Origin of the sequence: Brevibacillus sp. HB1.1 (assembly GCF_013332445.1) — a bacterium.
Classification (GTDB): Bacteria; Bacillota; Bacilli; order Brevibacillales; family Brevibacillaceae; genus Brevibacillus; species Brevibacillus porteri.
This window is the reverse complement of the sequence record NZ_JABMIV010000005.1, coordinates 37,872-52,205: the sequence shown is the minus strand read 5'-3', so window position 1 is coordinate 52,205 and position 14,334 is coordinate 37,872. Positions and strand designations below refer to the sequence as shown.

Sequence of the window (14,334 nt, the reverse complement as noted above, 5' to 3'; positions counted from 1 at the left end):
TTGGTAATTTATTAGGAAAGACGTGTGAATGTGGAAAAGGACACAGCAAGTAAAAAAGGACCTTGAATGGCTAAAGGCCGATCAAGGTCTGGTACAGGCTGCAACGATTTGTCCCCTTTGCTGAATAAGCTCTTCAAGGAATCGGGCAACATAAGTAAAAGAGTTATTTCTTTACTTTTCCCTTGATCTCGCGCAATTCCTCGAGGATCAGATCGTATTTGTCGCTGTATTTGTCCAGCAAGTCTTGTAAACGCCCCTCGCGCTCGCGATTTGCTTTCATAATATAAAACAACAACCAGACAAACAAAGCAGCAAATGGCCCTTGCTGAAGTAATACGGTTGTTACTTGATCTTCCATGTTTGATCTCCCCTTTTGTCGCTGTACAGAACGAGTGTTCCTGCATCGTCCTTATCTGTATTTTGTACAAAAGGCTTGTACATAATTCGTTGAAAACAAAATTAATATCCATACTTTTCTTTTTCGCTCTCATTTAGTACAATAAATTTGTACATCCTCACAGGAAGGACTGGCTCGCTCATGCTATCTCAGCGCTTACGCACAGCTCGTAAGACAAAAGGTCTGACCCAGGAAGAGTTGGCAGAGCATGTCTGCACGACCAAGGGGACGATCAGTAACTACGAGAACAACCACAGCACACCACCGAATGACATGCTGCGGCAATTGGCTGATGTGCTGGACGTCACGACCGATTGGTTGTTGGGTCGCACAGATGAAGTCACGGCCTATCTTCTCCCAACAACAGAGCAGACAAATCAACGTTCGTTGGACGAGCTCTTGCAGGAAAAGATCGATGACCCGGACGACTACTTTTTCCTAGACGGGTATCTGGACGCTTCAGAAGAGGAGAAAAAAGAAATTCGCCGCTACTGGTACGACTTGAAGAAACAGTGGAAAGTCAGTAAAGTACGCGAAGAAAGACCTCCGTCTTTGTTTGACATCACGGAAGACATCAAAAAAAAATAACCCCAGTGCGGGGTTTTCTTTTCAGCGAAAAGCAGAACGTACGTTCCTCACCATTCATTTAGGAGGTTCTTGATGCTTCACTCCCTTTTGAAAGAAATCTGCGAACCGCAAACATGGCTCGAGAGTCGCGTGTACTTGCTGCTTCAGCATCACGGCATCGATTCGCCCGAACAAATCGATCTGCATCTGCTGTGTGAGACGTACGGCATCGAGATCCATCGTATTTGCGGCAGGAGTCGTGCACACGCGCATCCTTTTTTGCCGGGACGTTATGTCATTGCGGTGGATGAGCGACTCGATCTGGCTACCCAACGGGTTAAAATCGCGCATGAACTCGGCCATTTGCTCCTTCATGAAGGCATTCAGCCCCAGAGCAGCGAATGGATGATTGACTGGCAAGAATCGCAGGCGAATCATTTTGCCGAGCATTTGCTGCTTCCCATTTACATGATGAGCCCCTTGCTTGCTGATTGTTCTCGATACAACGCTCCAGCTATGTTGGCTCAGCGCTTTCAGGTACCGATGCCTCTTGCTCGTGCCCGTTTTGAGCGCATACTGAGCCGTATGTATGCCAAAGGCTTTCCCGTCTATGGGTAAATTACGACGCTATTATGTAGGAGGCGAAACCTGATGAAACGAGTCTTTATTGCCGGAGATGCATACACGACTCATTTTTTTGATCTCGCCTTGGACCAAGACGAGGAGCTGTCGCTGTTACCCTCCTTGCAGGTAGCCAGCTATCACGTGGCCCGCTTTGCTCTCATCATGCGAGATGACGGCCTTCGTGGTCTCGGTATTTTTCCCGGAGACGCCCTCTTGATCTCAGACTTTTCGATGGAACCTGTAAAAGACAGACCTGTATTGATCCGACAGGAGGGGCAGTTCCTTGTGCGTATCGCAGCAGACGTCAATCCATTGGAATGTCTGTTTACAACCACACGCGAGCAAGACACCCCCATGCTACTCCCCTCGGAAAACATTCGCATTACAGGTGTTGTATCCGGTATTATTCCACGTTCATCATCGTAACCTCATTAAGCAGCCAATCCTTGATCGCTGCCACCGTTTGCTGCCACTGCTCCTGCGGGGTAATGGCAGCGGGCTGGTCGCCTTCCTGAGATCCATAGCTTCCGAACTGGGAGTGGTTCCCCCCTTCTATGGACATGTACACGGTACGCTCCGGCAAGTATTGCTTGCTCTCCTCAAACTTTTCTATATGGATCACACCGTCGCGAGATCCGAGTAAAGACAGCACAGGCAAATTCACCTTCTTCAAGTTCCCCTGACTGTTCGGATACGCTCCCAGCAAAAATACTCCACTGATTCGGTCCGGATGGTTTGCTGCGAATTGAGCTGCCATAGTACCACCGAGCGAATGTCCTCCGATGACAAACGTTTTATTCGGGTACGCCTTTAATACTTGTGTGGCTCGCGTCATATCACTTACAGCCAAATTCAGCGGCATTCGTGCGAGAAAAACATGGTAGCCGTAGCCTGCCAAAGCACGGGCAATCGGTGCATAGCTCTCCGGTTTGACCAGTGCTCCTGGATATAAGATGAGTCCCGGCTCGCGTGACTCCCCGCCTTGGAAAATAATCCAGTCATTCGTATCCATGACCGTAATCCCTTCACCGCCTTGCATGGCCGTTAATGCTGCCTGATCGGGTTGATAGGGTTGCAAATACCATATCGCCAGACAAATCGCTCCAAGTGTCACCAATACGAGTGCCTGAAACCATTTTTTGCGTGCTTGACTCATCCTACCCACCTCGTTTCCGTTCCCATGTATAGTTCTATATATTATGTCTCAAACCTAGAAAAAAACCGTCAGAGACAAAATCCCGACGGTCGTTAGTAATGGCTCCATCAGCCTTTTTCCTTCTGTCGCTCCCGAAAACGGCGCACCTTCATCAGGTTTCCGCACATTTTGTCATCACACCAGCGGCGCACCCGGTTGCGGCTTTCATCATAAAACACCCAGCGGCAATCCTCGTTGTCACATATTTTGATTCGCTCCAAATGCTGCGGGGCAAGCAGCTCCGCGAAAGAAGCCGCAATTTGTGCCATGACGAGAGGCCAGCCCTCTGTTGAGCTGGATTGCTTTTGCCCGTAGCCGCCCTCCTCATCTACATACAACACCTGTATATGAAAAGGGGCCTGAGCCAAAGCTCTGTTCAATTCCGCAAGGTCGTCCTCTTGGATTCGGTCTCCACGGACAACAGCTTCCAGCATACGTCTCAAACGTTCGCGCAGCTGCAAAAGGGAAGCGGCACACTCCTCATTTATCGGAAGCGGAGCGGTTAGCTTGTATGTTTGCAAAAAGGATGACAGCCATTCCTGGTTCTCCAAACGATTTTCCGCACGACCAGAACCACGCCAATCCCGCCAATCACTATTTAAAAAATCGATACAAAGCCAGTCCATGTTATTATCTCTCCTGACGAAACCCTACATTTTTCTCTCTTGTATGACTATACAGAATATGGTAATATCTTTTTGTAACTATCGTAATCAAATTAACTGGTTACATTTTCATTTCTTACTGCTATTATAGCGTTTCATCAATCTGTTTCACAGACGAGGAGGAAGCGTATGAATCGGAAGGATTTGCTTTTGCATGGATGGGAATGTACGTATGACAAGGAAGACTGGTATCCACCCTTAAAAGAAGCGCTTTCCGGAGTATCAGCAGCCGAGGCCAGCTGGCGCCCTGTGGGAGAAGCAGCCAACACGATCTGGGAAAACATCAGCCACCTTCTTTATTACAAAGAACGCCTGTTGCATTGTCTATTGGGCACTGAATTTCCTAGCTCGGCTGAGACGAACGATGATACCTTCATCCCGTCCGGCGGTCCGGATGACGAAGACGCTTGGCAAGCTACCCTCTTGCGCATGGAAAGCGTCCATCGCCACATTCATGAAAAGCTTTCCTTGCTGACGGATGAGGATTTAAACCAGACGGCTACTTATACGCCCATTTACCAAACCGTGATGAGTCTGGTCCTGCATGATGCGTTTCATACGGGACAAATTGTCCAAATTCGCAAGTTACAAGGCTCTTGGCCTGCCAGACGCTCATTTGAATAACAAAATTTCACATTGATTAATCATAAACAATCCATTATAGTTGATAAATCACATAATTTCATACATGTTATCCTCATCTTTCACGGTGAGGATAGAGGTCGCGGCTTTTATATCATCCTGTACGAGATTCAGAGAAAATCAATGACTCCAGGTAAGGAAAATCCGCCGAAGCTCATATCGCGTCTCTGTGCGATTGGGTTGGGGCTGTACTCGAAAGGGGCAGAACTGTCACGTTTGCATGCCAAGCAAGCGTGGTGAGCTATCTTCAGTGAAGGCTTGGTGGGGATTGGATGATACCGCCCTATGCCATTTTTTTGGCTATGGCGGTTTTTTCGTTTCCGACCTTCCTTCTCAAAAATCAAGAAAGGTCGTGCAAGTAGCTTATGTCACAAAATCAATTGCAACGTGGTTTAAAAGCCCGACACCTGACGATGATCGCCATCGGCGGCTCGATTGGGACGGGATTGTTTCTCGCGAGCGGAGGCTCGATTCATTCCGCCGGACCTGGTGGAGCTTTAGTTGCCTATCTCGCCATTAGTATCATGGTTTACTTTTTAATGACCAGCTTGGGGGAAATGGCGGCCTTCATGCCTGTTTCTGGTTCGTTTTCGACGTATGCCACACGGTTCGTCGATCCATCTCTCGGCTTTGCTCTCGGCTGGAACTACTGGTACAACTGGGCCATTACCATTGCCGTCGAGCTGTCAGCTTCCGCACTCATTATGAAATATTGGTTCCCGGATACCCCAGCGATATTGTGGAGCGCTTTGTTCCTCGGATTGCTGTTTGCCTTGAATCTCCTGTCTGTGAAAGCCTATGGAGAATCTGAATATTGGTTCGCCTTGATTAAAGTAGTAACGGTGATCGTCTTTATTATCGTTGGTGTGTTGATGATTTTTGGCATTATGGGCGGCCAAGCAGTCGGCCTCCAAAACTTCACCAAAGGCGACGCGCCATTCAATGGCGGCTTCATGGCCCTGCTCGGTGTCTTTATGATTGCCGGATTCTCTTTCCAAGGGACAGAGCTCGTTGGTGTCGCAGCTGGGGAGAGCGAAGACCCTGCCCGCAACATTCCGAAGGCCATCCGTCAAATTTTTTGGCGCATCCTACTCTTCTATATCCTCGCTATTTTGATCATCGGGTTGTTGGTTCCATACGATAATCCAAATCTGATCAGTGGCGACCTTACGGATATTGCGATCAGTCCGTTTACGATTGTTTTTGAAAATGCCGGATTTGCTTTTGCAGCATCCGTCATGAATGCCGTTATTCTTACGTCTGTATTGTCTGCTGGAAACTCTGGCATGTACGCCTCTACACGCATGCTGTGGAACTTGGCGAAAGAAGGAAACGCACCAAAATGGTTCGCAAAAGTAACAAGTAACGGCGTACCGATCAATGCCTTGATCTTGACTGCGCTCATCGGCGCCCTTGCTTTTCTGTCCTCTCTGTTTGGGGAAGGCGAAGTGTACGTCTGGCTTCTGAATGCTTCCGGTATGTCAGGTTTCATCGCTTGGCTGGGCATTGCCATTAGTCACTACCGTTTCCGTAAAGCGTTTATCGCTCAGGGTCGTGACTTAAGCGAATTGCCTTATCGGGCAAAGTGGTTCCCGTTTGGACCGATTTTTGCCTTCATCATTTGCTGTATCGTTATTATTGGACAAAACTACTCCGCATTCATGGGTGGAACGGTTGACTGGTATGGCGTCCTGGTCTCTTACATTGGCCTGCCACTCTTCTTAATCGTTTGGCTCGCTTATAAAATTACCAAAAAGACCGAGCTCGTCCCTCTTGAACAAGTAGACTTCAGCATGGATGAGCACACGAAATAATCGAAGAAATAAGTACGGACTTCCGTTCAGATAACGGAAGTCCTTTTTCATGGTTGCCGGCATATTAAAAACTGCCCCAAAATAGCCGATAGTATAGACAAGAAGCCATTGAGATCGGTTTCCTTCCGTTCTCACAACTCATGCCAGTCATCTGATATAAGGTAACCAGATCTCCTGCCATCACGACTGAACATGAATCCATGTGAGGAGAGTAGAACATGTACATCCAATCGAATACCCGCTACCTAACCCCCCAGCTTTCAACTAACCAACTTGCACCCAAAATGGTGACAGGAACTCGTCTAGCATTGCCCGAGCACGATACAGTAGACCTTCGTTCTCACAAGGCACGAGAGCTCCCTGCTGATGTCATCGAGCATCACAGTGTCCAATTTTTCTTTAACACAGAGATTAATGAGCGTTTGGATAAAATTTTTGCAGATAAACCACCCGAGGCTCGCAAAGCCTTTGACCACATCCTGGAGCAAAACTTTTTCAACTCCCCATCCACCTACACCGATGAAGAAAGAGCTGCTTTGGTAGAAGTCGGTCTAACCCAAGGCAAATATTTGGCAGACCAATACATGGCTGATGAAAATGCTGCTGAATTTTTGGATACCCTCCATTTGCTCGCTGGCGTTGCCAAAACACGAAAGGTTGACCCTGCAACCGGCAGTGTCAGCTACGTAGAGCTTCCGCAAAAACCACATGGGGCGCCGAGCGACTATGTTAACCCGTCCAAGCTGATGGAGCGGTATGACCCGGAAGCCTACAAAAAAATGCATGCGGCTACCAATCAAACAGAGAAAGTAAGCATGCTGATTCAATTCGTCAAAAAGCTGCAACATCGACCAGACTGGATCTCTCAATACCGGAACGAACAAGCTACGCTTCTTTCCGATTTAAAAAATACGAAAATCACTAACCGCTTTGAGAATGTAAATACAAAGGACGACACTGAATTTGTTCGTCGAATGAATACGCTCGCTGAAAATGCTTCCTTTTCTACCTTCACACCATTGCTTCAAACGAATCTTGCCTCTTTTATGAAGATCTTGACCAAGAAAACAAGTTAACTACACAAAGATGATGGTCACAGCCTCCTCCCGAACTTCCCTGGGACTGGGGCTCTTTTTTTGGTGTAGTTGATGGACATACTAACCCGTAAAGGAGGGGACGAACATGTATGACAATCTCGAAAACGACCTGCCTGATTTCAAACAACTGGATGACAGACTGATCGCTCAACCTCCTACTAGCCCCATAATCGCAATCCGTACCAATCTAGACAAGGAACCAAATGACGTCGACAATCCGTATGTGCAGCAAGACTCTACACCCACTGGACAAAATAAGGGGGAAGCAAATGACTGATCGCAGCTCAAAGGAAAAACCGGACATGGGTTATAACGGAAGCAATATGCATGGTTATTCCCTTACAGCAAAGGAAGGGACATTGGACCAAACTGACAAGTCGGCTGCGGCAAAAAAAGAAAACAGGGACAAAGAATAGTTCTTTTCCCGTCACGATGAACAAATCCCCTTTGGGGAAACAGGCAGATACTCACTTTGCCTGTTTCCTGAAGGGGATTCTTTTGGATTTCTGATCAAGAACATGGTGAAAAAACATTTTCTTATTGACGAAACTCTATTGGAAATATATACTTTTCATGGATTTGATAATGAGAATCGTTATCAGATTCTTGTATATATGATCAGGAGGTTGCCCCATGAAATCCAGGCTCTTCAAACACATTTACAGCACAACATTAGTCACTTCTCTCCTCACAGGTGGCGCCCATATGGCTCTGGCCGCACCACTCGTGGCCACTGCTGAACAGACGGATGTTTCCCCTTTGTCGCTAGATTTCGCAGTCGAACAGGCAATAAAGAACAGCGTTGATCTGGAGGTGCTTCGGCTTGACTTAGATATTACGAAGCACGAAACATCCATCACATTGAGAGAAAAAGCAGAAATCAAAAAAGCCGACATCATGTCACTGGCTGATGCAAAAAAGAAATTCGAAGACGCTGCCAAAGCAGTCAAAGAAGTGGTTGTCGATGAAGTCGCCCTGAATACGCAAAAAAACACCATTCAATTGCAAGTGCAAAAAGCATTCTTCGAAGTCCAATCATTAGACGCCAAAATCAAATCGCAGAAGAAAAGCTTGCAAAGACAGTACTGGTTGGACTCCCAAGAAACAGAAGCTCACAAAAATCTTGCTGCCCTTGAAACCAGCTACAAGCAAGCATTGGCCAAACTCAACGATTTATTGAATGAAAAAGCGGACAGACAATGGAAAATGATCGCTACTGATCTGACCCAACACGAGTTGCTTTCCTTAGAGCAATTGCAAGCAAAAGCTTATGAAAATCGTCCTGAAATGATCAAAGCACAAGCAGAAATAGACTTTGCCCAAGTAAGAATTGATTACACAGCAGAGTATTCCGCACTCAGCACACATAAAGGTACAATCGCAAAAAATGAGCACAAAAAAGCGGAACTGCAAAAACAAAAAACACAAAAGAAAATCGGTCAAGAAGTAAGTGACAACTATACGAAGGTACTGACAGCGAAAAAGGCATTAGAGGAAAGTACAACAAAGAAAGAAACCGCATTGGAGCGCTATCAGGCAACAATCGATCAATATAGATTAGGAAAAGCATCGATGAAAGAACTGATGGAAGACGAAGCAAACCTGTTTGACTCCGAAGCAAAAGCAATCGAATCGGTTTATCAATACAATCTCGCTGCTACCACCTTGAATCAGTCGACTGGTTATTAATATTTCGTATCACGAAGGATCTTATATATTCATTTAAAATATAGGAGGCTTCATCCCACAGGGTGAAGCCTTTACTCATTTATTAGCCTCTCAAAAACTCCCGGCATCACCAGACGACCACTGTCTACACCAAAATCCTCTATAAACCACCAAGCCGATAGCACACTATGGCAATACGCCCACGCCAACACTCTCTCTTTTTGCAAAGACAGCGCCTTCATCAGTCCATCGACCCGCTGTTTCATTACTTCTTCTACCCCATCCTCTGGCAAATGGTTCAGCAAAAACGGAATCACCTCATACTCCGTCTCCCCGATCAGCCCCTTTGGATCAATTGCCAACCACGGCTCTCTTTCTGCGCGCAAAATATTTTCATGATGCAGATCCCCATGCAGCAGGCACTGTTCTTTTTGTGTGGAGAGAAGCTTTTTGTACCATTGCATGGCTCGCTCCACCATTTGCTCGGGAATCGGTCCTGTCCCCCCTTGGAAATGTGGACGAATCTTTTCCAGTCCCACAGCCCAGTCCGCTATCGTTGGAAACGTAGACGCAAGCTTGCCAGCGTTCGAAACGGGGGTATGCATCCTTTTAATCACGTCCGCCAAGCATTGAATTCGTTCTTCTTCGCTGCTCAGCTTGTCCAGTGTCTCCCCTGGCATGATGCGCTCCAAAAGCATGATCTCTTTTTCCTCGTCAGCATCGAGTAGCTGCACCATCCCCCGCCCCGCAAAAGCCCGAATCGCCGTCAGCTCTCTCTGCCAGTCCAGTCCAGGCACGCCCAGCTTCAGCACTGCGTTTCTCCCATCCTGCAACACAACAGGTGCGACAAAGTTATAAGAGAGCGGAAACGGCTCAAGCACTTTTAAAGACCAACGTGCTTTGCATTCGGCAATCAGCTCATGAAAGGAATCCAGCCAAAGACGTCCCGCTTCTTTATGTATGCCCATAATTGTTTGGGTAAATTGGGTTGGCAATGAAATCATTAGGAACCCCCTCCTCGAACTACTTGCAAAACATCCTCTTGCCCCAGCTTTCAAGCTGTTCCCCTACCACAGCCGCTTCTTCCCCCCAACAACTACTCATAAAAAAGGGAGCAGCTTGAAAGCCGCCCCCCTTTATTTCCCGGAAAATGTTAGGACAGCCGTCCCATCAAGCGCTCCATACGTTCCAGCGCCTTTTTCAATTGCTCCATCGATGTTGCATAAGAACAACGGATATGCCCCTGTCCGCTTTCGCCGAACACGTCTCCAGGTACAACAGCTACCTTTTCCTCCATCAGCAGCTTCTCCGCAAACTCAGAAGAACTGAAACCTGTAGAAGCTACAGACGGGAATGCGTAGAATGCTCCGTCCGGCTCGTGGCAAGTCAATCCGATTTGACGGAATCCATCTACCACATAATTGCGGCGCTGACGGTAGCTCTCAATCATTCGTTCCATATCAGAGCGTCCATGACGCAGGGCTTCCAATGCAGCCATCTGAGCCATCGTCGGTGCACACAGCATGGTGTACTGGTGGATTTTCAGCATGCCTGCGAGCAAATCAGGCGACGCGCAAACATATCCCAGACGCCAGCCGGTCATCGCGAACGCTTTGGAAAAACCGGAGATCAGGATCGTCCGATCTTTCATCCCTGGCAGAGCCGCGATACTATCGTGCATTCGACCGTAAGTAAGCTCTGCATAAATCTCATCGGAGATCACCATAAGGTCGTGCTTTTCAATGATCGGCAAAAGTGTTTTCCACTCTTCAGCCGTCATGGTCCCCCCAGTCGGGTTATTTGGATAGCAGAAAATGATTGCTTTTGTACGCGCGGTGATGTGCGTCTCCAGCTCTTGCGGTGTCAGCTTGAACTCGTTTTCCATCGTAGTTTTCAGGAAAACCGGCACCCCGCCAGCCAAGCGAATGACTGGTTCATAAGAGACATAGCAAGGCTCCACGACCAATACTTCATCACCCGGATCAAGAATGGCACGCAGTGCGATATCAATCGCTTCGCTGGCACCAACCGTCACGAGAATTTCTGTCTCTGGATGATAGCTGACAGAGAAACGTTCTTCCAAGTATTTCTGAATTTCCACGCGCAATGGCAGCATACCTGCATTGGATGTATAAGCTGTATGTCCACGCTCCAGAGAAGAAATCGAAGCTTCTCTCATGCGCCAAGGAGTGACGAAATCAGGCTCCCCTACGCCCAAGGAAATGACTCCCTCCATCGATGCTGCCAAATCGAAAAAGCGGCGAATGCCTGATGGCTTCAATGACTGAACTGTATTGGATAAACGGTTTTTGACTTTGACTTGTGTACTCACGGCGTAACCACCATCCTGTGATCTTCGTCACGATCTTCCAGCTCAATACCATCGTGCTTGTAACGTTTCAAAATAAAGTGTGTAGCTGTTGAGACAACTGAATCGAGAGTGGACAGCTTTTGCGAAACAAAAGTAGCTACCTCTTTCATCGTTTTGCCTTCCAAAATAATCGACAAGTCATAGCTTGCACCAGACATCAAGTAAACAGCCTTCACTTCTGGGAAACGGCAGATTCGCTCCGCCACTTCATCAAAACCAACATCGCGCTTCGGCGTGACTTTCACGTCAATCATGGCGTTCACGTACGGATGATCGTCCACACGCTCCCAGTTCACCAGCGCTGGATATTTAACAATGACCTTTTCGGCTTCCAATGCTGCAATCGTCTGCTCAACGACGTCGGTCGGCTCTCCGATCATTTTTCCGATTTGCTCAGCGCTCATGCGACTGTCTTCTTCCAACAGGTGCAACAGCTCTCTTTGCTTCAAGCGATCCATGCCCCACCACTCCAGTTTTCTCTTTATTTTTTGTACATAAGTGCGTGTTCAAGTAGTCGACTTTTTGAACAACGGCATCATGCAAAAAGCCTCAGCAACCAGACTCATGATTTCCATGAATCCGATTGCTGAGGCGAAGGTATCGCGGTACCACTCAGCTTTTTTGCCTCTCTCACAAAAGGCAAACTTGTGCTGTCTACAAAGACATGCGCCCCATAACGTGGGCCATCCGCTGCTTTCTACTTGGCATTTTCAAAAGCAGAGCTCCAAGGTGGCTTTCAAAAAGAGTTCGCGGCTGCCCTCTCAGCTAACAGGCAACTCTCTGGACGTCAAAATCCCTTTTTTACTTTCCTTTTCACGGCTGTGTTGGTTGTTTTATTGAATGTCTCAGATTATAAATGAGGTTTTCTCTCATTGTCAACCAACAACTTCTGTCTTCTGAACCTCTTTCAAACCAATAGGCAACCAGACGCGAAACACCGTCCCTGTTCCCAGGCTGCTTTGTACGTCAATTTTTCCCCGATGATTTTCTACGATGGATTGGGTGATCGACAACCCCAAGCCAGCACCTCCGCTTTTGCGTGCGCGTGAGGATTCAATCCGGTAGAAACGGTCGAATACATGTGGGACATGCTCCGGTGCGATCCCGGCCCCATTATCTCTAATCATCAGTTCAATCCCATTGGAAAGCTTTCTCAATGTAAGCTCGATCTCACCGTTCACAGGTCCAGTATGCTGCACCGCATTTTGAAACAGATTAAGAATGACTTGCTTCATTCCGTCACAGTCAAAAGTAGCCGAAACATTCGATTCTACGCGGAAATGAACGTTTCGGTCACCGGCCAGAACCATGAGCTGCGATTCCATACTGTGCACGACCGCGTCCAACTGCCCTTCTTGCAAAAAGAAAGCAGGTTCCCGATCCATCCGAGCCAGGTACAGCAAATCGTTGACGAGTTTGTTCAGCCGCTCTGTCTCGCCGTGCATGCTTTTCAATGCTTTCTGCAAATGTTCGGGATTTGCCGCCGCACCGCGCAGCAGCACCTCCAAAAAACCATGGATGGATGTCAGCGGTGTTCGCAATTCGTGAGAGGCATCCGCCACAAAGCGTCGCATCCGTTCTCCAGCCTCTTGCTCGATTTTAAAGGAGGTTTCCAAACGCTCCAGCATTCCATTAAAGACCGCCGATAATTGATCAATCTCCATCTGACCTTGATCCATCGGCAGTCGTTCATCCAAATTACCCGCATTGATCCGTTCAACTGTAACCTCAATACGCGAAAGTGGATTCAGCGTACGACGGAGCACAGGCACATAGGTTAACAAACCAATGAGCAAGGCGAGTGCAGATGCAGAGAAGAAAATGATCAACTGTGGAAAGAGAACTTCCCGCATCGAGCCAACAGGTGTACTCAGTTGTACGATTCCTTGCAGCTGTTCAGGTGATTTGATAGGTGCCAGCACGACCAAATAATCCTTCCCAGTGCTACCTTCCAAAATTTTGTATTTAAAACTACATACGCCACTAGCTAAGATCTCACGGTATAAACTCTCAGGAAAGCGCGGGGAATACCCTTCGGTCGGATTCGCAAACAGCTCCGTCACGTTGGCGTCATTGTCAATAAAGGCATACTTGATATCGGGTGTACGCAAGGAAAGCAACGCGCTGACATACTGATCGTTTTTCGGGAGCGTTTCCGTGTCTTCCAAGACCTGATAAGGAACGGTAACTGCCAGATTTAACAGGCTTTCCGCTTTGCTGCGATACAAGAACTGCTCCATCAATAAGTATTGAATCATGCCGATTAGAAGCAGCAACCCGGATAAGATAAATAACGAACGTGACAATAGCTGGTAGCGCAAAGAGTTCGGTTCTAGGAAGGCGGCCCATTGATTGTTTCGATTCATCGTCATACAAAATCAACCCGATAGCCCGCACCGCGCAATGTGCGAATGATCCGATGCTGACGATCGTTCAGTTTGTCACGCAGGGAGCGGATATACACCTCGACAATATTCTCCTCCCCACCGAAATCATAGCCCCACACGTTATCCAGAATCATGGGTTTACTCAACACCAAGCCGTGATTCGTCACCAAATATTTCAGCAAAGAGTATTCCGTTGGCGATAGCTCCAGAAGCGTGTCCTCGTAGCTAATCTCCTTTCGTCTGTCATCGATCTGGAAGGGGCCGAGATGCACCTTGGAGAGCAGATGCGGGTAATGATTGCGAATGCGAGCATGGATACGGGCAAGCAGCTCCTCAAAGCTAAACGGCTTGATCATATAATCGTCGGCACCCAGCGTCAGACCTTTTACCCGATCCTCCACGTCTTCTCTGGCTGTTAGCATGATCGTTGCTACATTCTGTATCTTTTTCAGCATCCGGCATACCTCGAAGCCGTCCATACCTGGCATCATCACATCGAGAATGACGACATGGGGCTGATGCTCCTTCACCATGGTCACCGCGGTCATCCCATCTTGTGCCGTCAATACTTGGAAGCCTTCATTTTCAAGACCCATCTCCAAAAATTGCAGGATGGTCGGTTCATCATCGACAAGCAATATTTTAACGCCTTTGTTTAGGCTCATTTTTTTCACCTCACCTCTATTTTACCTGAACAGGCCAAGAGTAGCTGAATGTTTGCTGAATATGCCCTGAGTACGAGCTGAAGGCTTTTTACAGAATGACAAACCAAAAAATGTAAATTTAACATAAAAAACGTTGATAATTCTCTTACCATTGCACTTTCAACAAACTTTCAGCCAGCTTTCAAGACCCACTCAGCTTCCTCTCTCATAATGATCCCTGCGCAGTCAAATACATACGACTC

17 protein-coding genes, 1 riboswitch and 1 other annotated feature are annotated in these 14,334 nt (G+C 47.5%); of the genes, 9 read left to right on the top strand and 8 right to left on the bottom strand.

Translation table 11 applies throughout. The features are described 5' to 3' along the window. Positions 1-163: 163 nt before the first annotated feature. Complete coding sequence (locus HPY27_RS14950; protein ID WP_017251979.1) at positions 164-358, bottom strand: BhlA/UviB family holin-like peptide; 195 nt, start codon at positions 356-358, stop codon at positions 164-166. A gap of 180 nt (positions 359-538) precedes the next feature. Here HPY27_RS14950 and HPY27_RS14945 point away from each other — a divergent pair, with 180 nt between their 5' ends. From HPY27_RS14945 to HPY27_RS14935, 3 genes are all read left to right on the top strand, one after another. Continuing rightward, complete coding sequence (locus HPY27_RS14945) at positions 539-985, top strand: helix-turn-helix domain-containing protein (protein ID WP_026043354.1); 447 nt, start codon at positions 539-541, stop codon at positions 983-985. A 72-nt stretch (positions 986-1,057) separates the two neighbouring features. Then, entirely contained in the window at positions 1,058-1,582 is a 525-nt protein-coding gene (locus HPY27_RS14940; protein ID WP_017251978.1) for an ImmA/IrrE family metallo-endopeptidase, read from the top strand. 33 nt (positions 1,583-1,615) lie between these two features. Beyond that, entirely contained in the window at positions 1,616-2,014 is a 399-nt protein-coding gene (locus HPY27_RS14935; protein ID WP_017251977.1) for a hypothetical protein, read from the top strand. Here the strand turns inward: HPY27_RS14935 and HPY27_RS14930 are convergent. Together HPY27_RS14930 and HPY27_RS14925 are read right to left on the bottom strand one after the other, a co-directional pair. Next, a complete protein-coding gene (locus HPY27_RS14930) occupies positions 1,992-2,744 on the bottom strand; it encodes an alpha/beta fold hydrolase (protein ID WP_017251976.1) in 753 nt (250 codons plus the stop codon). The two genes, HPY27_RS14935 and HPY27_RS14930, sit on opposite strands and share 23 nt — an antisense overlap. Before the next feature lie 107 nt (positions 2,745-2,851). Further along, a complete protein-coding gene (locus tag HPY27_RS14925) occupies positions 2,852-3,409 on the bottom strand; it encodes a CGNR zinc finger domain-containing protein (protein WP_173623225.1) in 558 nt (185 codons plus the stop codon). Positions 3,410-3,577: 168 nt separating this feature from the next. Here HPY27_RS14925 and HPY27_RS14920 point away from each other — a divergent pair, with 168 nt between their 5' ends. The 6 genes from HPY27_RS14920 to HPY27_RS14895 all read left to right on the top strand — a co-directional run bounded on the left by HPY27_RS14920 (position 3,578) and on the right by HPY27_RS14895 (position 8,690). Next, a complete protein-coding gene (locus HPY27_RS14920; RefSeq protein WP_174225342.1) occupies positions 3,578-4,072 on the top strand; it encodes a DinB family protein in 495 nt (164 codons plus the stop codon). 84 nt (positions 4,073-4,156) lie between these two features. Next, a riboswitch (Lysine riboswitch) is annotated at positions 4,157-4,342 on the top strand. Between the two features lie 113 nt (positions 4,343-4,455). Beyond that, positions 4,456-5,904, top strand: coding sequence for an amino acid permease (locus tag HPY27_RS14915; protein WP_017251973.1), 1,449 nt, complete (start codon positions 4,456-4,458; stop codon positions 5,902-5,904). Between the two features lie 218 nt (positions 5,905-6,122). Then, positions 6,123-6,980 carry a hypothetical protein gene (locus tag HPY27_RS14910; RefSeq protein WP_174225341.1) on the top strand — a complete coding sequence of 286 codons (858 nt, stop codon included), beginning with the start codon at positions 6,123-6,125 and terminating at the stop codon, positions 6,978-6,980. Positions 6,981-7,086: 106 nt separating this feature from the next. Continuing rightward, on the top strand, positions 7,087-7,278 hold the full coding sequence (locus tag HPY27_RS14905; protein ID WP_173623228.1) for a hypothetical protein: 192 nt from the start codon (positions 7,087-7,089) through the stop codon (positions 7,276-7,278). Then, positions 7,271-7,417: a hypothetical protein gene (locus tag HPY27_RS14900; RefSeq protein ID WP_173623229.1), complete on the top strand. Its 147-nt coding sequence runs from the start codon at positions 7,271-7,273 to the stop codon at positions 7,415-7,417. The genes HPY27_RS14905 and HPY27_RS14900 overlap by 8 nt, the downstream gene beginning before the upstream one ends. A gap of 217 nt (positions 7,418-7,634) precedes the next feature. Next, the gene (locus HPY27_RS14895; protein ID WP_174225340.1) at positions 7,635-8,690 is read left to right on the top strand and encodes a TolC family protein; all 1,056 of its coding nucleotides are present in this window, start codon (positions 7,635-7,637) and stop codon (positions 8,688-8,690) included. A 71-nt stretch (positions 8,691-8,761) separates the two neighbouring features. On the opposite strand, the gene HPY27_RS14890 is transcribed toward HPY27_RS14895, so the two are convergent. From HPY27_RS14890 to HPY27_RS14870, 5 genes are all read right to left on the bottom strand, one after another. Further along, positions 8,762-9,673, bottom strand: coding sequence for an aminoglycoside phosphotransferase family protein (locus HPY27_RS14890; protein ID WP_174225339.1), 912 nt, complete (start codon positions 9,671-9,673; stop codon positions 8,762-8,764). Positions 9,674-9,822: 149 nt separating this feature from the next. Continuing rightward, the gene (locus tag HPY27_RS14885; protein WP_017251967.1) at positions 9,823-11,001 is read right to left on the bottom strand and encodes an aminotransferase; all 1,179 of its coding nucleotides are present in this window, start codon (positions 10,999-11,001) and stop codon (positions 9,823-9,825) included. After that, complete coding sequence (locus HPY27_RS14880) at positions 10,998-11,498, bottom strand: Lrp/AsnC family transcriptional regulator (RefSeq protein WP_173623232.1); 501 nt, start codon at positions 11,496-11,498, stop codon at positions 10,998-11,000. The genes HPY27_RS14885 and HPY27_RS14880 overlap by 4 nt, the downstream gene beginning before the upstream one ends. 126 nt (positions 11,499-11,624) lie before the next feature. Next, positions 11,625-11,866 (bottom strand) — a binding site (T-box leader). A 49-nt stretch (positions 11,867-11,915) separates the two neighbouring features. Next, positions 11,916-13,412, bottom strand: coding sequence for a sensor histidine kinase (locus HPY27_RS14875; RefSeq protein WP_174225338.1), 1,497 nt, complete (start codon positions 13,410-13,412; stop codon positions 11,916-11,918). Beyond that, entirely contained in the window at positions 13,409-14,092 is a 684-nt protein-coding gene (locus HPY27_RS14870; protein ID WP_020477559.1) for a response regulator transcription factor, read from the bottom strand. Before HPY27_RS14870 ends, HPY27_RS14875 begins: the two co-directional genes overlap by 4 nt. Between the last annotated feature and the right edge of the window lie 242 nt (positions 14,093-14,334).